Raw genomic sequence first — 20836 nt, forward strand, 5'->3', positions numbered from 1 at the left:
TCCATGAACCCCATCAAAGTTGGCCTGCTCGGCATCGGTACCGTCGGTAGCGGCACGTTCAACGTGCTCAAGCGCAATCAGGAAGAAATTCGCCGCCGCGCCGGCCGCGGCATCGAGATTGCCATGGTGGCCGATCTCAACACCGAACGCGCGCGCGAACTGACCAACGGGGAAGTGGAAATCGTCAGCGATGCCAACGAGGTGGTCAACCGCCCGGACATCGACATCGTCATCGAACTGATCGGCGGCTACGGCATTGCGCGCGAGCTGGTGCTCAAGGCAATCGAGAACGGCAAGCACGTGGTCACCGCCAACAAGGCGCTGCTGGCCGTGCATGGCAACGAGATCTTCGAAGCCGCGCGCCGCAAGGGTGTGATGGTCGCGTTCGAGGCAGCTGTCGCCGGCGGCATCCCCATCATCAAGGCGCTGCGTGAAGGCTTGACCGCCAACCGGATCCAGTGGATCGCCGGCATCATCAACGGCACCACCAACTTCATCCTGTCGGAGATGCGCGACAAGGGGCTGGACTTCGACGTGGTGCTGAAGGAAGCCCAGCAGCTCGGCTACGCCGAAGCCGACCCGACCTTCGATATCGAAGGCGTGGACGCCGCGCACAAGGTCACGCTGATGAGCGCGATCGCCTTCGGCATGCCGGTGCAGTTCGACAAGGCTCACGTGGAAGGCATCACCAAGCTGGCTGCCACCGATATCAAGTACGCCGAGGAACTGGGCTACCGCATCAAGCTGCTCGGCATCACCCGCCGCCGTGAGGACGGCGTGGAGCTGCGCGTGCATCCGACGCTGGTGCCGGCCTCGCGCCTGATCGCCAACGTGGAAGGCGCAATGAACGCCGTGCTGGTGCAGGGCGATGCGGTGGGCGCGACGCTGTACTACGGCAAGGGCGCCGGCGCCGAGCCGACCGCCTCGGCCGTGATCGCCGACCTCGTCGACGTGACCCGCCTGCACACCGCCGATCCGAACCACCGCGTGCCGCACCTGGCGTTCCAGCCCGACGAGCTGTCGAGCGTGCCGGTGCTGCCGATCGAAGAGATCAACAGCTCGTACTACCTGCGCATGCGCGTGTCGGACGAGACCGGCGTGCTGGCCGAGATCACCCGCATCCTGGCCGAGGGCGGCATCTCGATCGACGCCATGCTGCAGAAGGAATCGCGCGAAGGCGAGCCGCAGACCGACATCATCATCCTGACCCATATCACGCGCGAGAAGCACGTCAACGCAGCGATCGCCAGGATCGAGGCGCTGCATACCGTGCTGTCCGACGTGACGCGCCTGCGCATGGAAGAACTGAACTAAGGGCCGGACCTGCCGATTCACATGAAATACAAGTCGACCCGCGGCCACGAACTGCCGCAAACCTTCTCCGAGATCCTGCTGGGCGGCCTGGCGCCGGACGGCGGCCTGTACCTGCCGTCCGAATACCCGCAGGTCAGTGCTGACGAGCTGGAAGCCTGGCGCAAGCTGTCGTATGCCGACCTGGCCTACCAGATCCTGCGCAAGTTCTGCGACGACGTTCCCGCGGAGGACCTGCGCGCGCTGACGCGCAAGACCTACACGCCGGAGGTGTACTGCAACGCGCGCGAGGGGGATAACACCGCCGACATCACGCCGCTGCGCACCCTGGGCGAAGAGGGCGGTACGAAGCTGCAACTGCTGGGCCTGTCCAACGGCCCGACGCTCGCCTTCAAGGACATGGCGATGCAGCTGCTCGGCAACCTGTTCGAGTACGCGCTGGGCCGCGCCGGCCAGGAGCTGAACATCCTGGGCGCGACTTCCGGCGATACCGGCAGCGCGGCAGAATACGCCATGCGCGGCAAGCGCGGCATCCGCGTGTTCATGCTGAGCCCGCATCGCAAGATGAGCGCGTTCCAGACCGCGCAGATGTTCAGCCTGCAGGACGCCAACATCTTCAACCTCGCCGTCGAAGGCGTGTTCGACGACTGCCAGGACATCGTCAAGGCGGTCTCCAACGACCTCGACTACAAGGCGCGGCAGAAGATCGGCACCGTCAACTCGATCAACTGGGCGCGCGTGGTGGCTCAGGTGGTGTACTACTTCAAGGGCTGGCTGCTGGCGACCAGCGGGCCCGGTCAGAAGGTCTCGTTCTGCGTGCCGTCGGGCAACTTCGGCAACGTCTGCGCCGGCCATATCGCGCGCATGATGGGCCTGCCGATCGACAAGCTGGTGGTCGCCACCAACGAGAACGACGTGCTCGACGAGTTCTTCCGCACCGGCGCCTACCGCGTGCGCAAGTCGGCAGAGACGTACCACACCTCGAGCCCGAGCATGGATATCTCCAAGGCCTCGAACTTCGAGCGCTTTGTGTTCGATCTGCTCGGCCAGGACGCCGGCAAGCTGGCGGCGCTGTTCCGCGACGTGGAAGAGAAGGGCGGCTTCGACCTGTCTGGCACGCCGGAATTCGACCGCATCCGCGAGTTCGGCTTTGTCTCCGGCCGCAGCACCCACGACGACCGCGTGGCAACGATCCGCGACCTGTCGTCGCGCTATGGCATCACCATCGATACCCATACCGCCGATGGCGTCAAGGTGGCGCGCGAGCATCTCAGCGCCGGCGTGCCGATGGTGGTGCTGGAAACCGCGCTGCCGGCCAAGTTTGCCGACACTATCCGCGAAGCGCTCGGCCACGAGCCGGAGCGCCCGGCAAAGTTCGAGGGCATCGAGAGCCTGCCGCAGCGCTTTGAGGTGATGCCGGCCGACGCAGCGCAGGTCAAGGCCTATATCGCACGCCACACCGGCCTGTAAGCGCGTCGTACAGGAAACCGGCTGCGGCGCTGCCGCGTGCCGGGTCCGTGCCAACTCGCTACAATCAGGCTGCGGGCCCGATCCACGGCCCCCGGATTGCTGCCCCCAGACATGGCGGGACGCAATGCGCGGGCCGTTTTTCATGGGCCAACCCTCTTTGCACACTGTGCCCAACGCACCATGACCCAAGCCGCAGCACCTTCCCGTCCCCCGATGCTGACCATGGCCCAGGCGCTTGACGCGCTGCTCGGCGCCGCCCGTCCGCTGGCGCAGGTGGAGTCGGTCGACACGCTTGAAGCCAACGGCCGCGTGCTGGCCGCGCCCGTGACCAGCACGCTGCGCGTACCGCCGGCGGACAACACTTCGATGGATGGCTACGCCGTGCGTGCCGCCGATATCCCGGCAGCGGGCACGCGGCTGCGCGTGTCGCAACGGATTCCTGCGGGGCATGTCGGCACCGAACTGCAGCCCGGCACAGCCGCGCGTATCTTCACCGGCGGGCTGATTCCGCCGGGCGCCGATGCGGTGGTGATGCAGGAGCAATGCACGGCCGAGGGCGAAGACGTGATCGTCGACCACGTGCCGCAATCGGGCGAATGGGTGCGGCGCGCGGGCGAAGACATCGAGGCCGGCAGCGTGATCCTGCCCGCCGGCACGCGGCTGACGCCGCAGGCGCTGGGGCTGGCCGCATCGGTGGGCCAGGCCAGGCTCGACGTGATGCGGCGCGTGCGCGTGGCGGTGTTCTTCACCGGCGACGAGCTGGCGATGCCGGGCGAGCCGCTCAAGCCGGGCGCGATCTACAACTCCAACCGCTTCACGCTGCGTGGCCTGCTGGAAAACCTGGGCTGCACGGTCAGCGACTTCGGCATCGTGCCCGATACGCTGGCGGCCACGCGCGAGACGCTGCGCCGCGCGGCGCAGGGCCACGACCTGATCATTACCTCGGGCGGCGTGTCGGTCGGCGAGGAAGACCATATCAAGCCCGCGGTCGAGGCCGAAGGCCGGCTCGACATGTGGCAGATCGCGATCAAGCCGGGCAAGCCGCTGGCCTTCGGGCAGGTCAACAGCCTCGGCGCCGATGCCGCGTTCTTCCTGGGTTTGCCGGGCAACCCGGTGTCGAGCTTCGTCACCTTCCTGCTGTTCGTGCGGCCCTTTATCCTGCGCCTGCAGGGCGTGGCCGACGTGGCGCCGCGCCGGCTGCCGCTGCGTGCCGATTTCGAACTGAAGAAGGGCGATCGCCGCAACGAGTTCCTGCGCGCGCGCATCAATGCCGAAGGGGGGCTGGACCTGTTCCCGAACCAGAGCTCGGGTGTGCTGACCTCCACCGTGTGGGGCGACGGCCTGATCGACAACCCGCCCAACCAGCCGATCGCGCGCGGCGATACCGTGCAGTTCATTCCGTTTGACGGCCTGCTGGCATAGGCCCGCAGCATCAGGACACAGAAGCAGTGATGAACATCGAACTACGATTCTTCGCCAGCGTGCGTGAACAGCTCGGCGTGGCCGAGGAGCGCGCCGAGGTGCCGGCCGAGGTGCGCACCGTGGGCGAGCTGCGCCACTGGCTGATCCGGCGCGGCGGCGCCTGGGCCGAGACCCTCGCCGAAGGCCGCGCGCTGCGCATGGCCGTCGACCACGCGGTGGCGCGGCCCGATACGGCGATCGCCGACGGCTGCGAGGTTGCCTTCTTCCCGCCCGTCACCGGAGGCTGAGATGAGCGTCAGGGTACAGCGCGGGGATTTCGACCTGGGTGCAGAGGTGGCGGCGCTGCGTGCCGGCAATCCGGCAGTCGGCGCGGTCGCCAGCTTTATCGGCACCGTGCGCGATGTCAGCGAAGGCAGCGCCGTCAGCGCGATGGAGCTTGAGCACTACCCGGGCATGACCGAGAAGGCGCTGGCGCAGATTGAGGCCGCGGCGTGCGCGCGCTGGGCGCTGCTGGGCGTGACCATCATCCATCGCGTCGGTCCGCTGATGCCGCAGGACCAGATCGTGCTGGTGGCGGTGGCGTCGGCGCATCGCGGCAATGCGTTTGCCGCTTGCGAGTTCATCATGGACTACCTGAAGTCCGAGGCGCCGTTCTGGAAGAAGGAAGAAACCCCCGAAGGCGCGCGCTGGGTCGATGCCCGCGTCACCGACGAAGCCGCGCTCAAGCGCTGGGGCATCGCGTCGTTCAACGCCAGCGGCGAGGACGTGCAGCAAGCGGAGGGAAGCGACGGCGGGAGCCGGTCCTGATGGGGCCGCTCGGGTTTGCCGCCGTCGGCGTGGGGGCCGCGGTGGGCGCATGGCTGCGCTGGGGCTTCTCGGTGCTGTGGAACGCGATCAACCCGGCCATGCCGTACGGCACGCTGGCCGCGAACCTGCTGGGCGGCTACCTGATCGGGCTGGCGGTGGGCTTCTTCGATACCCATGCCGCGCTGCCGCCGGAATGGCGCCTGCTGGCCGTCACTGGCTTTCTCGGCGGCCTGACCACGTTCTCGACCTTTTCCAGCGAAGTGGTGGCGAACCTGATCGCCGGCGACTACGGCTGGGCGGCGATGCATTTGCTGCTGCACCTGGGCGGCTCGTTGCTGCTGACCGCGCTAGGGCTGTGGACTTACCGCGTGCTGGCCTGACCGCGCCTGGCCGATCAGTGCCAGCAGCGCGGCATTGAACGCCTGCGGCTGCTCCATATGCGGGCTGTGGCCGGCCCCGGCCACCACGCCGAATCCTGCCGCCGGCTGCAATGCCCGGATGGCGGCGCCCACCGCAGGCGCATACAAGCGGCTGGCTTCGCCATAGAGGTGGAACAGCGGCAGTGTCGCCGCCTGCAGCGCCGCGCGGAAATCCTGCCGCGCCATGTCCTCCCATAACGCGGCCAGCGTGGCCGGATCGCACTGTTGCGCCATGTGCGCAATGCGCTGCATCGCGGCGCTGTCCGGGCGGCGTCCCACCGCCCACAATCCCAGCGCGACCGACGGCGCCAGCCGCGGCCAGTCGGCGCGGATGCACGCCGCCATCTGTACGGCGTGCGCGATGTCGTAGTGGCCGTGCAGGCCATGCGGCCAGCCAGCATCCGTGACCAGCCGGGGCGTCATGTCGATGCTGCCGACCGCCGCCAGCGGCAGATCCGGATGGTCGCGCAGCAGCGTCCATGCCACCATCGCCCCCATCGACCAACCCACGACCACCACATCGGTCAGCGCAAGGTGCGCGACCAGGCCCGCGACGTCCTGCGCCAGCGCGGCAATGGTGCCGCCGGCGCGATGCCGCGACAGGCCGTGGCCGGCATGGTCGGGCGCGATCACGCGGAATCCCCCCAGCGCCAGCGCGCGCTGGCCGTCGAAGGCCTCGCCATTGACTGACCAGCCGTGCAGCAACAGCAGCGGCCGTCCCTGGCCGGCTTCGCGCCAGCCGGGCAAGGCGCCGCGCGCCGGATGACAGGCGAATTGGCTGGCAAATTGGCTTGCAAAGGGCGGGTGTAGCGGATCGGAAGCGTGCAACGACGTGTCTCTGCTGGGGCAAGGTAGGGAGCGGCGTGAATGCCACGGAGGGAGGGTGCCCCTCTATTGACATCCATGGTGGTCAATTTATACGATGAAACATGAATCAGATATCAGGTATTGCCTGATACGGATGCAAGGGCGGAGGCAGGTGCGGAGGAGGCGCCTGCGGCAAGCGCGATCTGCCGCCCGAAGGACATGAAGCAGGGCTGGCGTTCCAAAACGACAAGGCGCGCAGCGCCACCGGAGACAAGATGTCCCAACCAGAAACTGGCGAAGCCGGCGAGACTGGCGAAGTCCGCCAACCCGGCCTGGCCGGCGCCATCTGCCCGCCCAAGACCGCGCGCGGCCAGAAGACCCGCGAAGCCCTGCTGCGCGCCGCCGAGAAAGTGTTCGGCGAGAAGGGCTACTACGCCGCATCGATCTCCGAAATCACGCAGGAAGCCAAGGTGGCGATGGGCACCTTCTACCTGTACTTCAAGGACAAGGAAGACATCTTCCGCGCGCTGGTCGCCCATATGCTGGAGCTGGTGCGCGCGCACCTGCGCAAGCACGTGGCCAATGCCGCCAGCCAGCTGGAGGCCGAGCGCCTCGGCCTGAAGGCCTTCCTCTCTTTCGTTTCGCGCCACAAGAACCTGTACCGGATCGTGCTCGATTCCTACTCGGTCGACGAAACCATCTACAGCAGCTACTTCCAGGTCTTTGCCGAGCTCTACAGCCGGCGCCTGACGCGCGCCGAAGAGCAGGGCGAGATCGTTCCCGGCGATGCCGAGGTGCGCGCGTGGTGCCTGATCGGCATCAGCAACTTCCTCGGCATGCGCTATGCGCGCTGGAAGCGTCCCGCTTCCATGGAGAAGGTGGTCGATACCGCCTTCGACCTGATCTCGCACGGCCTGCAGCCGCGATGAACGCGCACGCCGAGCCGCTGGTCCTGCTGGAGCGCGCCGACGGCGTGGCGCTGCTGCGCCTGAACCGGCCGCAGCGGCACAACAGCCTGGTGCCGGAGTTGCTGCAGGCGCTGCTCGGCGCGCTGGACGAGATCGAGGCCGACTCGTCGATCCGCGCGGCGGTACTGACCCATGCCGGACCGAACTTCTCCACCGGCGGCGATGTGGCCGCCTTTGCCGAGCAGGGTGATGGGATTGCAAAATATGCGGCCCGGCTGCTGGCGCTGCTGAACCGGTCGATCCTGCGCCTGGCCGCGCTGCGCTGCCCGGTGGTGGCGGCGGTGGAAGGCTGGCTCACCGGCGGCTCGCTCGGCCTGGTGCTGGCGTGCGACATCGCGGTGCTGGCGCACGATGCGCGCGTCGCGCCGTTCTACACGGTGGTGGGCTTCAGCCCCGACGGCGGCTGGACCGCGATGCTGCCGCAGATCGTCGGCACGCCGCGGGCGCGCGCGTGGCAACTGAACAATACGATCGTGGCCGCGCCGGAGGCGGCCGCGCACGGCATCGCCGCCGCGCTGGCGGCGCCGGGCTCGGCCGAGGCCGACGCGATCGCGCTGGCACGCGGCATCGCAGCCAAGGTGCCCGGCAGCGTCGCGCATACGCGCGCATTGCTGCGCTGGGACGCCGACGCGCTGGCCGCGGCACTGGAGCGCGAACGCGCGGCCTTCGTCGCGCAGGTGGCCACTGCCGAAACCGCTGCAGGCATGCGGCGTTTCCTTGCCGGCCGCGCGCGCGAATAGCGCGGCAACACCCCACGCAGTTGCAGCAGGTTTCAGCTCTACAAACACAAACGAGACCAAACCGAGGAGACAGCAATGCAACGCAACACCCACGCCGTACGCGCCCTGGTCATGGCCGCCGGCCTGCTCGCCGCCGGCGCTGCGCTGGCCAGGGACATCCGCATCGCCCACGTCTACGACAAGACCGGCGCGCTCGAGGCCTACGCCAAGCAGACCCAGACCGGCCTGATGATGGGGCTGGAATACGCCACCAACGGCACCATGACCGTCAACGGCAACAAGCTGGTGGTGATCGAGAAGGACACCCAGGGCAAGCCCGACGTGGCCAAGGCCCAGCTGGCGGCAGCCTACAGCGACGACCGTGCCGATATCGCGGTCGGCCCGACCTCTTCCGGCACCGCGCTGGCGATGCTGCCGGTGGCCGAGGAATACAAGAAGGTGCTGCTGGTCGAACCCGCCGTGGCCGACTCCATCACCGGCGACAAGTGGAACCGCTATATTTTCCGCACCGGCCGCAATTCTTCGCAGGACGCGATCTCCAACGCGGTGGCACTGGACAAGCCCGGCGTGACCATCGCCACGCTGGCGCAGGACTACGCCTTCGGCCGCGACGGCGTCAAGGCGTTCAAGGGCGCGCTGAAGAACGCGAAGATCGTCCATGAGGAATACTTGCCGACCAACACCACGGACTTTACCGCCGGCGCGCAGCGGCTGTTCGATGCGCTCAAGGACAAGCCGGGACGCAAGGTGATCTTCATCATCTGGGCCGGCGCCGGCAACCCGTTCAAGATCGCCGACCTCGATCCCAGGCGCTACGGCATCGAGATCGCCACCGGCGGCAACATCCTGCCGGCGATGACCAGCTACAAGAACTTCCCCGGCATGGAAGGGGCCACGTACTACTACTTCGGCATCCCGAAGAACAAGGCCAACGAGTGGCTGGTGTCCAACCACTACAGCAAGTTCAAGTCGCCGCCTGATTTCTTCACCGCCGGCGGCATGACCGCGGGCATCGCGCTGGTTGAGGCGCTGAAGAAGACCAATGGCGATACCGGCACCGACAGGCTGATCACGGCGATGGAAGGCATGTCGTTCGACACGCCCAAGGGCAAGATGATCTTCCGCAAGGAAGACCACCAGGCGATGCAGTCGATGTACCACTTCAAGATCAAGGTGGATCCGGCCTTCGCCTGGGGCGTGCCTGAGCTCGTGCGCGAGATCAAGCCCGAAGAAATGAACGTGCCCGTGCGCAACCGCCGCTGATGGACGCGCCAGCCTCTTCCGCCAGGGCCGCGGCGGTGCCGCAGCCGCAGCAGCCAGCCGGCCACCGCGGCAATGCTGCCGCCGCGCCCGGCGCGCCGCCGCTGCTGGAAACGCGCGAGCTGACCATCCGCTTCGGCGGCCATGTCGCCGTCAATGCGGTGTCGTGCGCGTTCCGGCCCGGCGAGCTGACCTGCATCGTCGGTCCCAACGGCGCCGGCAAGACCACGTACTTCAACCTGATCTCGGGGCAGTTGCCGCCCACGGCAGGGCAGGTCCTGCTCGATGGCGATGACGTGACGCGCCTGCCGGTATCGCAGAAGACCCGGCGCGGCATCGGCCGGGCTTTCCAGCTCACCAGCCTGTTCCCGCAGCTTTCCGTGCTGGAGAACGTGCGCCTGGCGGTGCAGGCGCGGCAGCAGCGCGGCATCGACCTGTTCTCGATGTGGAGCAGCCATCGCGACGTGCGCGCGCAGGCCTTGGCGATCCTCGAGCGCGTGGCGCTGGCGGGCAAGCAGCATCTGGCGGTGGCCTCGCTGCCGCACGGCGACCAGCGCAAGCTGGAGGTGGGCATCCTGCTGGCGCTGCAGCCGCGCGTGTTCATGTTCGATGAGCCTACCGCGGGCATGAGCGTGGACGAGGTGCCGGTGATCCTCGACCTGATCCGCGAGATCCGCCAGGACCGCAGCAAGACCGTGCTGCTGGTCGAGCACAAGATGGACGTGGTGCGCTCGCTGGCCGACCGCATCATCGTGCTGCATAACGGCACGCTGGTGGCCGACGGCGATCCGGCCGAGGTGATTGCCTCGCCGGTGGTGCAGCAGGCTTACCTGGGCATGGCGGAGGAGGAGGGCACCCATGGCTGAGGCACAGCACGCAACGCCGATCCTGCGGCTGCACGGCGTGCAGACCCATATCGGCCCGTACCACATCCTGCACGGCGTCAGCTTCGACGTGCCGCGCGGCGGCGTGACGATGCTGCTCGGGCGCAACGGCGCGGGCAAGACCACGACGCTGCGCACCATCATGGGACTGTGGCAGGCCAGCGCCGGCACGGTGACGTTCGACGGCACCGACATCACGCGCCACAGCACGCCCGCGATCGCGCAGGCGGGCATTGCCTATGTGCCGGAGAACATGAGTGTGTTCTCCGACCTGACCGTGGCGGAGAACATGCGCCTCGCCGCGCGCACCGGCTCCATCGACGAGCGGCGGCTGGACTGGGTGTTCCGGATGTTTCCCGCGCTGAAGACCTTCTGGCAACAGCGCGCCGGCGTGCTGTCGGGCGGGCAGAAGCAGATGCTGTCGGTGGCGCGCGCCATCATAGAGCCGCGCAAGCTGCTGATCGTCGATGAGCCGACCAAGGGGCTGGCGCCAGCGATTATCCAGAACATGATCCATGTGTTCCGCGAACTGAAGCAGACCGAGGTGTCGATCCTGCTGGTGGAGCAGAACTTCAATATGGCGAAGTCGGTGGGGGATACGGTGGCGGTGATGGATGACGGGCGGACGGTGCATACGGGGTTGATGGCGGCGCTGGCCGGGGATGAGGGGCTGCAGCAGAAGCTGCTGGGGTTGTCGCTGGCGGCGCATCAGTAATACCGAAACCGATTGTTTGCTCCCCTCTCCCGCAAGCGGAGAGGGAGTACCCAATCGCGGGACGATATGTCATCGCAGGGACGAGACACATGACAACATCAACAACACTACCAAGCACCGCCCCGGCTGACCTGCCCAAGGTCCGCGTCGACTGGACCCCGCTGGCGCTGGCGCCGCTGCTGATGCTGCTGGCCTACCCGCTGGTCGGCAGCCCCTCGACCTGGCTGACGCTCACCATCGCCGGCCTTGCCATGGGCATGATCATCTTCGTAGTCTCGTCGGGGCTGACGCTGGTCTTCGGCCTGATGGACGTCCTCAACTTCGGCCACGGCGCCTTCATCGCACTCGGCGCCTACGTCGCGGCCTCGGTGCTGCTGCCACTGGCGGGCTGGGTCGAGGCGGACAGTCTCGCGTTGAACCTGTCAGTATTTGCACTGGCGATCGCGGCCGCGATGGTGGCCGCCGGCGCCGTCGGGCTCTTCTTCGAGCGCGTGGTAGTCCGCCCCGTCTATGGCCAGCACCTGAAGCAGATCCTGATCACCATGGGCGGCATGATCGTCGCCGAGCAACTGATCAAGGCGATCTGGGGCCCCGAAACCATCGCGCTGCAGGTCCCCACCACCTTCCGCGGCGCGGTGCTGCTGGGCGATGCCGCCATCGAGAAATACCGCCTGATCGCCATGGCACTGGGCCTGGTGATCTTCATCGCGATGCTGCTGCTGCTCAACCGCACCCGCATCGGCCTGCTGATCCGCGCCGGTGTGGAGAACCGCGAGATGGTCGAGGCACTGGGCTATCGCATCCGACGTCTGTTTATCGGCGTGTTTGTCGTGGGTGCCGGCCTGGCCGGACTGGGCGGCGTGCTGTGGGGCCTGTACCAGCAGAACATCACCGCGGCCATCGGGGCGCAGGTGAACGTGCTGATTTTTATCGTCATCATCATCGGCGGCCTGGGCTCAACCACTGGCTGCTTTGTCGGGGCGCTGCTGGTAGGGCTGATGGCCAACTACACCGGCTTCCTGTTCCCGAAGGTGGCTCTGTTCTCCAATATCCTGCTGATGATGCTGATCCTGCTGTGGCGCCCCCAAGGGCTGTTCCCGGTGGCGCGGCGCTGAGGACTACACCATGATCCGACTCTTCTCCGGCGACCTGCCGCGCAGCCGTGTGCTGACCGTGATCCTGCTGGTGATCCTGGTAGCGCTGGCCTGCGCACCGTTCGCTTTCCCCGGCGCGCGCGCGCTGAACATGGCCGCCAAGATCTGCATCTTCGTCGTGCTGGTGGCCAGCTATGACCTGCTGCTCGGCTACACCGGCATCGTCTCGTTTGCGCACACCATGTTCTTCGGCATCGGCGGCTATGGCGTGGCGATCGCCATGTCGCGCATGGAGCCGGGTTGGGGCGCATTGCTGGCCGGCACCGTCGGCGCGCTGGCAATCTCGGCGCTGCTCGCGTTCCTGATCGGCCTGTTCTCGCTGCGCGTGCGCGCGATCTTTTTCGCGATGATCACGCTGGCGGTGGCAACAGCCTTCGCCACGCTGGTGTCGCAACTGTCGGAATGGACCGGCGGCGAGGACGGGCTGACCTTCAAGGTGCCGGAGGTACTGCGCCCCGGGTTCTCGCTCGGCGAGATGGAGTGGCTGGGCGTGCCGCTGACCGGCAAGCTGCTGAGCTACTACCTTGTGTTCGCGGGCGCGCTGGTGCTGTTCCTGGTGCTGCTGCGCATCGTCAACTCGCCCTTCGGCCGCGTGCTGCAGGCCATCCGCGAAAACGACTTCCGTGCGGAGGCCATCGGCTACCGCACCGTGGTCTACCGCACGGTGTCGACGGTGCTGTCGGCGATGTTCGCCACATTGGCCGGCGTGCTGATGGCGCTGTGGCTGCGCTATAACGGGCCCGATACCTCGCTGTCGTTCGAGATCATGGTCGATATCCTGCTGATCGTGGTGATCGGCGGCATGGGAACGATCTACGGCGCCGTGATCGGCACGGTGCTGTTCCTGGTGGCGCAGACCTATCTGCAGGACGTGATGAAACTTGCCAGCGACGCCACCGCGGCGCTGCCGCTGCTGTCGTCGCTGCTGCACCCGGACCGCTGGCTGCTGTGGCTGGGCCTGCTGTTTATCCTGAGCGTCTACTATTTCCCTCAGGGAGTCGTGGGACGGCTGCGCGGCAATGATGCCGTGCGGGACGTGGCAACGTGAAGTCCTGAGGAGGCGGGCAACATGTACGTCATCGACTGGCTGCACAAGAACGCGCAGCACTATCCCGACAAGGTCGCGCTGGTGGACGTCGAGAGCGGCCGCCATGTCACCTATCGCCGCTTCGACGAACGCGCCAGCCGCTTCGCCGAATACCTGCGCGACCACTTGCAGCTTGCGCCCGGCGCGCGCGTGGCGGTGCTGGCGCATAACAGCTCCGACTACTTCGAGATGCTGTACGGCTGCGCCAAGGCCGGCATGGTGATGGTGTGCCTGAACTGGCGCCTGCCCGCGGCCGAGCTGCTGCCGATCCTGCAGGACTGCACGCCTGAGGTGCTGGTGGCCGGCGACGGTTTTCTCGCCGTCGCGGCGGAACTCGCGCGCGCCGTGCCGCTGCGCGCGTTGCTGCACCTGGCCGACGACGAGGCCGCCGACGTGCCCGGCGGCTGGACCGAATACGAGGCGGTGCTCGACGCCGCCTCGGGCCGCATCATCGAAATGCCGTGCCGCGACGAGTCCGAAGTGTGGCACCTTCTCTATACCTCCGGCACCACGGGCAAGCCCAAGGGCGTGATCCAGACCTACGGCATGGTGTTCTTCAACGCCGTCAATGCCATGCTGGCGAACAAGATCACGCGCGACGACGTGTTCCTCAACGTGCTGCCGTTCTTCCACACCGGCGGCCTCAACCTGTACGCCAATCCCGTGCTGCACGCCGGGGGCACCGTGCACATCATGCGCCAGTTCGACCCGCAGGTCGTGCTCGGCAAGCTCGACCGCGCTTCCGGCCAGGGCATCACCATGTTCTTCGCGGTGCCGGCGGTCTACCTGTTCCTGAGCCAGCACCCGGGCTTCGCGCAGGCGGATTTCTCCGGCGTGCGCAATATGTCCGCGGGCGGCTCGCCGGTGCCCAGGCCGCTGCTGGAAACCTACCTGGCCAAGGGCGTGACCATCTGCTTCGGTTTCGGCATGACGGAAACCGGCCCCACGGTCTTTGTCTGCGACGAGGAAACCGCGCGCCGCAAGATCGGCACCATCGGCAAGCCGGTGGGTTCCATGCTGACGCGCATCGTCGATGCGCTCGGCGTGGACGTCGGTCCCGGCGAGCGCGGCGAGCTGCTGATCAAAGGGCCGGGCGTGACGCCAGGCTACTGGAACCTGCCGGAAGTGACCGCCGCCGCGATCCGCGATGGCTGGCTGCATTCGGGCGACATCGCCTACCGCGACGAAGAAGGCGACTACTACATCATCGATCGCGCCAAGGACATGTTTATCTCCGGCGGCGAGAACGTCTATCCGGCCGAGGTCGAAAACGCGCTGTTCCAGCTTCCCGGCGTGGCCGAGGCCGCCGTGATCGGCATGCCGGACGCGCGCTGGGGCGAAGTGGGCATGGCGCTGGTGGTGCCGCGCGCCGGCGCTTCACTGGATGAAACGCAGATCATCGCGCACTGCAAGGCGGTGCTGGCCGGCTACAAGGTGCCGCGCCACGTGCGCTTTCTTGACGCGCTGCCGCGCACACCGTCCGGCAAGGTCGAGAAGCACAAGCTGCGCGCGCAGTTTTCCGGCTGAGGCCAGCCGCATCGCAACGGTCGTTTCCGTGTTTTCGCATTGCCAGCGTTTCGCAGTCTTCGCAGTCTTCCAGTGACGTACGTCTCGACAGCCCCCGACGCGGGGCGACAGAAGGAGGGTGACATGCTTACCAAGCAGAAATCGCCGGTGCGGCTACGCCGCCTGGGGCAGACATGGATGGTGGCCGCCGCAGCGATGCTGGTTGCCGCCTGCGGTTCGGGCGGCGACAACCACCACGGCAGCAACCCCAACACCAAGCCCGCCTATATCGGCGCGGTGACCATCAACTCGTACGACGGCACCACCGACGACCTGCTGACCGGTGGCCTGGGCAAGGACGGGCTGGCCAGCAGTTCGGCGCCACTGCCGGCCAACCCGACCGCGCCGACCGCGGCCGAGCTGCGGCGCTATGCGATCTACGCCAACTACCGCGCCATCGTCGATACCACCGCAGGCGGCGGCTATGGCTCGCTGTACGGTCCCAATGTCGATGCGCAGGGCAATGTCACCGGCTCGGAAGGCAAGGTTGCCGGCGTCGAATACCTGGCGTATTCGGACGATGGCTCGGGCCAGCAGAACGTGACCATGCTGGTGCAGATCCCCACCACGTTCAACACGTCGAAGCCATGCCTGATCACCGCGACCTCGTCGGGCTCGCGCGGCGTCTATGGCGCGATCGCCACCGGCGAATGGGGACTGAAGCGCGGCTGCGCGGTGGCCTATACCGACAAGGGCACCGGGGCGGCGCCGCATGACCTCGATACCGACACCGTGCCGCTGATCGACGGCACCCGCACCACGCGCGCCGCGGCGGGCAAGAACGCGCATTTTGCCGCGCCGCCGGGGGAGGTGTCGCTGTCCGACTTCACCGCCGCCAATCCGCACCGGCTCGCGTTCAAGCATGCGCATTCGCAGCGCAACCCGGAAAAGGACTGGGGCAAGTTTACGCTGCAGGCGATCGAGTTCGCGATCTGGGCGATCAATGACCGCTTTGGCTCGGTGTCCGATAACGGCACGCGCCAGCGCACGCTCGACCACGACAAGATCGTAGTGATCGCGTCGAGCGTGTCCAACGGTGGCGGCGCCGCGGTAGCGGCGGCCGAGCAGGATACCGGCGGGCTGATCGACGGCGTCGCGGTGGGCGAGCCCAACCTGAACATGCCGCCCAACACGGGCATCGTGGTCCAGCGTGGCGGCAGTCCGGTGCTCGCCTCAGGCCGCACGCTCTACGACTACACCACCACGGCCAATCTGCTCCAGCACTGCGCGGGACAGGCCACGGCGCTGTCGCAGGCACCGCTGTTCGCCAGCAATACCTTCTTTGCCAACCGCTGCACGACGCTGGCCGAACGCGGCCTGATCACCGGCGCGACGCTGGCGGACCAGGCCGCCAGCGCGCTGCAGGCGCTGCGCGAAGCGGGTTGGGAGGCGGATTCCGACGCGCTGCATCCGTCGCTGGCGGCGGCCGACACCGCGGCCGCGATCTCCGTCACTTATGCCAACGCTTATGCGCGGGCCAGCGTGACCGATCGCCTGTGCGGCTACAGCTTTGCCAACACGCTGGCCGACCTGAAGCCGGCGGCGATCGCGCCGGCGGTGCTGGCGTCGATGTTTGCCACCGGCAACGGCATCCCGCCGCAGCCGGGCGCGGTGCAGCTGATCAACGACCGCGACCCGCAACATGGCCCGTACCTGAACCTGCCGTCGGTCTCCGCGTCGACGCTGCGCGCCGACGTCAACTTCGACGGTGCCGATTGCCTGCGCCGGCTGCTGACGGGCTCGGACGGCGCCGCGCTGGCCTTACAGGCAGGGCAGGCGCAGACGCTGCGCGACGGCAACCTGCGCGGCAAGCCGACGGTGATCGTGCATGGGCGCAGCGATGCGCTGCTGCCGGTCAACCATACCTCGCGGCCATACCTTGGGCTGAACCGCCAGAAGGAGGGCCTGACCAGCAAGCTGTCGTATGTGGAGGTGGAGAACGCGCAGCACTTCGATGCCTTTATCGCGGTGTTCCCCGGCTACAGCAACCGCTACGTGCCGCTGCATGTCTACCTGAACCGGGCGCTGGACGCGGTCTACGACAACCTGACCGCCGGCAAGCCGCTGCCGCCGTCGCAGGTGGTGCGCACCACGCCGCGTGGCGGCAGCACCAATACCACCACCGCGCCCGCGCTGCAGCCGTCCAACGTGCCGCCTTTCGCCGCCACGCCCGTACCGGGCAACGCGATTACCGTGACCGCTTCGACCGTACAGGTGCCTGACTGATGACCGACGCTGCGCCGCGTGTACTGACCCAGCGCGACTTCGACCGCTTCGCGGCGTTGTCGCGCGACGATAACCCGATCCACTGCGATCCGGCCTTTGCCCGTGGCACGCATTTCGGTGCCACGGTGGCGCACGGCATGTTCTTGTTTTCGCTGCTGTGCGCCCATACCTGGCGGCAGTTGCGCGCGCCGGCGCTGCCGGTGGGGCAGACGCTGATGTTCCCGTCGCCGGCCTTTGTCGGCGACGCGGTGCGGATCGCGCTGGGGCCGGCGGCGGTGCCGGTCGGACTGGCGGGCTACGGCACCACGGTGAGCAGTGCGGTGGATGAAGAGGTGAGTGAGGCAGGGCGGGCCACGGCGGTCGGCGCGTCGCTGTGGCTGCCGGACGCGGCGCCGCAGCGGATCGCCGCCTTGCCGCCCGAGGCTGAGGCGGCGCCGGAAGGCGCCGGCGACGCCGCGCTGTATCGCCTGCGCCCCGGCCAGCAAGCCAGCGCGGTCCGGGCTTTCTCGCTTGCCGATCTGGAGGAGTACATCGACCTGACCGGCGATGCCAACCCTTACCACGCCGATCCCGCCTTCGCCCGCGCGCATGGCTTCGCCGGGCAGGTGGTGCCGCTGCCGCTGCTGGCCGGCATGTTCTCGGACCTGCTCGGCACGCAGTTGCCCGGGCGCGGCACCGGCTGGATGAAGCAGTCGCTGCGCCTGGCCTCGGCCGCGCGGCTGGACGAACCGCTGACCGCGCGCGTGCGCATCGTGCGGCTGCGCGCCGGCAAGGACCTGGTCAACCTGGCCAGCATGGTCACCGGCGCCGACGGGCGCGTGGTGGTGCATGGCGAATCGCTGGTGCTGGTGCGCAATCTAGAAGACAAGGGCGAAGGCATGGGCCAGGACAACGACGAAAGCCGGGCCGCGTAGCACCGCGGGCGTAGCGCTTGCTGCACTCGCGCGCCATCGCAAGGAATCCGATCGCGGCCTTGAAATGTCGCGGCAAAGCCTTATCTTTCGGTAAGACATCCAGTGTCCGGCAGGGCATACGGGCGCTCCGGCAGTAAAGACCGGAGCCAACGGCCCGCATCAGGACACGTACCTTATCCGAGAGAGGGATTCCTATGCGTCTTGACAAACTGACCACACGGTTCCAGGAAGCGCTGGCCGATGCGCAAAGCCTGGCACTGGGCAACGATAACCAGTACATCGAGCCGCAGCACCTGCTGCGCGCGCTGCTGGCACAGGACGACGGCGCCGCCAAGGCGCTGTTGTCGCGCGCCGGCGTCAACGTGCAGGGCCTGCAGACGGCGCTGGATGCCGCCATCAAGCGCCTGCCGCAAGTGCAGGGCACCAGCGAGGTCCAGATCGGCCGCGACCTGGTCAACCTGTTCAACGCCACCGAGAAGGAAGCCATCAAGCGCGGCGACCAGTTCATCGCCAGCGAACTGTTCCTGCTGGCCGTGTCCGACGACAAGGGCGAGGCCGGCCGCATCGCGCGCGAGAACGGCCTGAACCGCAAGTCGCTGGAAGCGGCGGTCCAGGCCGTGCGCGGCGGCGACGCGGTCAACAGCGCCGAAGCCGAGGGCCAGCGCGAGGCGCTGAAGAAGTACACCATCGACCTCACCGAGCGCGCGCGCATCGGCAAGCTGGACCCCGTGATCGGCCGCGACGACGAGATCCGCCGCGCGATCCAGATCCTGCAGCGCCGCACCAAGAACAACCCGGTGCTGATCGGCGAGCCCGGCGTGGGAAAGACCGCCATCGTCGAAGGGCTGGCGCAGCGCATCGTCAACGGCGAAGTGCCCGAGAGCCTGAAGAACAAGCGCGTGCTGGTGCTCGACATGGCCGGCCTGCTGGCCGGCGCCAAGTACCGCGGCGAGTTCGAGGAACGGCTGAAGGCCGTGCTGAACGACATCGCCAAGGACGAGGGTCAGACCATCGTCTTTATCGACGAGCTGCACACCATGGTCGGCGCGGGCAAGGCCGAGGGCGCGATCGACGCGGGCAACATGCTCAAGCCGGCGCTGGCGCGCGGCGAGCTGCACTGCATCGGCGCCACCACGCTGGACGAATACCGCAAGTACATCGAGAAGGATGCCGCGCTGGAGCGCCGCTTCCAGAAGGTGCTGGTGGACGAGCCCACGGTGGAAGCGACCATCGCCATCCTGCGCGGGCTGCAGGAAAAGTATGAGCTGCACCACGGCGTGGAGATCACCGACCCGGCCATCGTCGCCGCGGCGGAGCTGTCGCATCGCTATATCACCGACCGCTTCCTGCCCGACAAGGCCATCGACCTGATCGACGAGGCTGCCGCGCGCATCAAGATGGAAATCGACTCCAAGCCGGAGGCGATGGACAAGCTCGAGCGCCGTACCATCCAGCTCAAGATCGAGCGTGAAGCGGTCAAGAAAGAGACCGACGAGGCTTCGCTCAAGCGCCTGGACCTGATCGAGCAGGAGATCGCGCGCCTGGAGAAGGAATACGCTGACCTGGACGAGATCTGGAAGGCCGAGAAGGGCGCCGCGCAGGGCACGGCCGCACTCAAGGAAGAGATCGAGAAGGTCAAGCTCGAGATCACCAAGCTGCAGCGCGAAGGCAAGCTGGACAAGGTGGCCGAGCTGCAATACGGCAAGCTGCCGGGCCTGGAAGGCAAGCTCAAGGCCGCCACCGATGCCGAAGCCAGCGAACAGAAGCAGCCCAACAAGCTGCTGCGCACGCAGGTGGGCGCGGAGGAAATCGCCGAAGTGGTGAGCCGTGCGACCGGTATTCCTGTGTCCAAGATGATGCAGGGCGAGCGCGAGAAGCTGCTGAAGATGGAAGCGCGGCTGCATGGGCGCGTGGTGGGGCAGGACGAAGCGGTGCGGCTGGTGTCCGATGCCATCCGCCGCTCGCGCGCCGGGCTGTCGGACGAGAACCGGCCCTATGGCTCGTTCCTGTTCCTGGGCCCGACCGGCGTCGGCAAGACCGAGCTGTGCAAGGCGCTGGCCGAGTTCATGTTCGATTCGGAAGAACATCTGATCCGCATCGACATGAGCGAATTCATGGAGAAGCACAGCGTCAGCCGCCTGATCGGCGCGCCGCCGGGATACGTGGGCTACGAGGAAGGCGGCTACCTGACCGAGGCCGTGCGCCGCAAGCCGTACAGCGTGGTGCTGCTCGATGAAGTCGAGAAGGCCCACCCGGACGTCTTCAACGTGCTGCTGCAGGTGCTGGACGACGGCCGCCTGACCGATGGCCAGGGCCGCACGGTGGACTTCAAGAACACGGTGATCGTGATGACGTCCAACCTGGGTTCGCAGATCATCCAGGCGATGACCGGCGAGCCGCAGGAAGCGATCAAGGGCGCGGTCTGGCAGGAAGTGCGCACGCATTTCCGGCCGGAGTTCCTGAACCGGATCGATGAAGTCGTGGTGTTCCACGCGCTCGACCAGCAGCATATCGAGTCGATCGCGCGCATCCAGCTGCAACGCCTGCAGGCCCGCCTGGCCCGCATGGACATGACGCTGGAGGTCAGCGACCAGGCGCTGGAGAAGATCGCCAGCGCGGGCTACGACCCGGTGTTCGGCGCGCGTCCGCTCAAGCGTGCGATCCAGCAGCAGATCGAGAACCCCGTGGCACGGGCGATCCTGGAGGGCAAGTTCACGGCCAAGGACGTGGTGCCGGTGGATTATGTCGATGGGGAGTTTTCGTTTGGGCGGGTGGTGCATTAAGGCCTGCCGCACGGCTTGAAACAAGCGGTCGATGGAAGCCAAAGCCCCTGCGCGAGAACGCAGGGGCTTTTTTTCGGTTCTTCGCAGAAAACCGTGGCCCGAAAGAGCACATTTTGTATGCTGATGTCTGTTTCTTCAGGTATCAGGGGGATGTGTGCTGGATCGCAAGACGCTGCAAGCACTGGGTTGCTGGAAGGGCTACCGGTTGGAGCGCGTGGAATGGCCGGAGGGAGAGAGCCGTACGCTGTCGTTGTACTTGAAGCCGGTCAGCAAGGTCATGCATTGCGAGGAGTGTGGCGCGCG

Annotated in this window: 18 protein-coding genes and 1 pseudogene; 18 read left to right on the plus strand and 1 reads right to left on the minus strand. The window is 67.1% G+C overall.

Going from position 1 to position 20836, the window contains the following annotated elements:
• The first annotated feature begins 3 nt into the window (after positions 1–3).
• The 6 genes from AB1I47_RS14715 (at position 4) to crcB (ending at position 5390) form a co-directional block, all read left to right on the plus strand.
• Complete coding sequence (locus AB1I47_RS14715; RefSeq protein WP_354684481.1) at positions 4–1314, plus strand: homoserine dehydrogenase; 1311 nt, start codon at positions 4–6, stop codon at positions 1312–1314.
• Between the two features lie 21 nt (positions 1315–1335).
• On the plus strand, positions 1336–2781 hold the full coding sequence (gene thrC, locus AB1I47_RS14720; RefSeq protein WP_354684482.1) for a threonine synthase: 1446 nt from the start codon (positions 1336–1338) through the stop codon (positions 2779–2781).
• A 180-nt stretch (positions 2782–2961) separates the two neighbouring features.
• On the plus strand, positions 2962–4203 hold the full coding sequence (locus AB1I47_RS14725; protein WP_354684483.1) for a molybdopterin molybdotransferase MoeA: 1242 nt from the start codon (positions 2962–2964) through the stop codon (positions 4201–4203).
• A 29-nt stretch (positions 4204–4232) separates the two neighbouring features.
• Entirely contained in the window at positions 4233–4490 is a 258-nt protein-coding gene (moaD, locus tag AB1I47_RS14730) for a molybdopterin converting factor subunit 1 (protein ID WP_354684484.1), read from the plus strand.
• 1 nt (position 4491) lies between these two features.
• Positions 4492–5010 carry a molybdopterin synthase catalytic subunit MoaE gene (gene moaE, locus AB1I47_RS14735; protein ID WP_354684485.1) on the plus strand — a complete coding sequence of 173 codons (519 nt, stop codon included), beginning with the start codon at positions 4492–4494 and terminating at the stop codon, positions 5008–5010.
• Positions 5010–5390: a fluoride efflux transporter CrcB gene (gene crcB / locus AB1I47_RS14740; RefSeq protein WP_354684486.1), complete on the plus strand. Its 381-nt coding sequence runs from the start codon at positions 5010–5012 to the stop codon at positions 5388–5390. Before moaE ends, crcB begins: the two co-directional genes overlap by 1 nt.
• On the opposite strand, the gene AB1I47_RS14745 is transcribed toward crcB, so the two are convergent.
• The gene (locus AB1I47_RS14745; protein ID WP_354684487.1) at positions 5358–6176 is read right to left on the minus strand and encodes an alpha/beta fold hydrolase; all 819 of its coding nucleotides are present in this window, start codon (positions 6174–6176) and stop codon (positions 5358–5360) included. The two genes, crcB and AB1I47_RS14745, sit on opposite strands and share 33 nt — an antisense overlap.
• Positions 6177–6511: 335 nt before the next feature.
• On the opposite strand from AB1I47_RS14745, the gene AB1I47_RS14750 reads away from it, so the two are divergent.
• The 12 genes and pseudogenes from AB1I47_RS14750 to AB1I47_RS14805 form a co-directional block, all read left to right on the plus strand.
• Positions 6512–7165 (plus strand): TetR/AcrR family transcriptional regulator, encoded by a 654-nt coding sequence (locus AB1I47_RS14750; protein WP_354684488.1) that lies wholly within the window; start codon positions 6512–6514, stop codon positions 7163–7165.
• Positions 7162–7944, plus strand: coding sequence for an enoyl-CoA hydratase/isomerase family protein (locus AB1I47_RS14755; protein ID WP_354684489.1), 783 nt, complete (start codon positions 7162–7164; stop codon positions 7942–7944). Before AB1I47_RS14750 ends, AB1I47_RS14755 begins: the two co-directional genes overlap by 4 nt.
• A 75-nt stretch (positions 7945–8019) precedes the next feature.
• Positions 8020–9207 carry a substrate-binding domain-containing protein gene (locus AB1I47_RS14760; protein ID WP_354684490.1) on the plus strand — a complete coding sequence of 396 codons (1188 nt, stop codon included), beginning with the start codon at positions 8020–8022 and terminating at the stop codon, positions 9205–9207.
• Positions 9208–9308: 101 nt separating this feature from the next.
• Entirely contained in the window at positions 9309–10070 is a 762-nt protein-coding gene (locus tag AB1I47_RS14765; protein ID WP_354684499.1) for an ABC transporter ATP-binding protein, read from the plus strand.
• The gene (locus AB1I47_RS14770; RefSeq protein ID WP_354684491.1) at positions 10063–10803 is read left to right on the plus strand and encodes an ABC transporter ATP-binding protein; all 741 of its coding nucleotides are present in this window, start codon (positions 10063–10065) and stop codon (positions 10801–10803) included. Before AB1I47_RS14765 ends, AB1I47_RS14770 begins: the two co-directional genes overlap by 8 nt.
• 89 nt (positions 10804–10892) lie before the next feature.
• The gene (locus AB1I47_RS14775) at positions 10893–11918 is read left to right on the plus strand and encodes a branched-chain amino acid ABC transporter permease (protein WP_354684492.1); all 1026 of its coding nucleotides are present in this window, start codon (positions 10893–10895) and stop codon (positions 11916–11918) included.
• A 10-nt stretch (positions 11919–11928) separates the two neighbouring features.
• Positions 11929–13005, plus strand: a complete 1077-nt coding sequence (locus AB1I47_RS14780) for a branched-chain amino acid ABC transporter permease (RefSeq protein ID WP_354684493.1) — start codon at positions 11929–11931, stop codon at positions 13003–13005.
• Positions 13006–13026: 21 nt separating this feature from the next.
• Complete coding sequence (locus AB1I47_RS14785; protein ID WP_354684494.1) at positions 13027–14571, plus strand: acyl-CoA synthetase; 1545 nt, start codon at positions 13027–13029, stop codon at positions 14569–14571.
• Positions 14572–14694: 123 nt separating this feature from the next.
• Positions 14695–16836: a D-(-)-3-hydroxybutyrate oligomer hydrolase gene (locus AB1I47_RS14790; protein WP_354684495.1), complete on the plus strand. Its 2142-nt coding sequence runs from the start codon at positions 14695–14697 to the stop codon at positions 16834–16836.
• Complete coding sequence (locus AB1I47_RS14795; protein WP_354684496.1) at positions 16836–17750, plus strand: MaoC/PaaZ C-terminal domain-containing protein; 915 nt, start codon at positions 16836–16838, stop codon at positions 17748–17750. Before AB1I47_RS14790 ends, AB1I47_RS14795 begins: the two co-directional genes overlap by 1 nt.
• Positions 17751–17944: 194 nt before the next feature.
• Positions 17945–20533, plus strand: coding sequence for an ATP-dependent chaperone ClpB (gene clpB / locus AB1I47_RS14800; protein ID WP_354684497.1), 2589 nt, complete (start codon positions 17945–17947; stop codon positions 20531–20533).
• Between the two features lie 154 nt (positions 20534–20687).
• Positions 20688–20836, plus strand: a pseudogene (locus tag AB1I47_RS14805) (ISL3 family transposase); the annotation flags it as partial.

Source organism: Cupriavidus necator (assembly GCF_040578825.1).
Classification (GTDB): Bacteria; Pseudomonadota; Gammaproteobacteria; order Burkholderiales; family Burkholderiaceae; genus Cupriavidus; species Cupriavidus necator_E.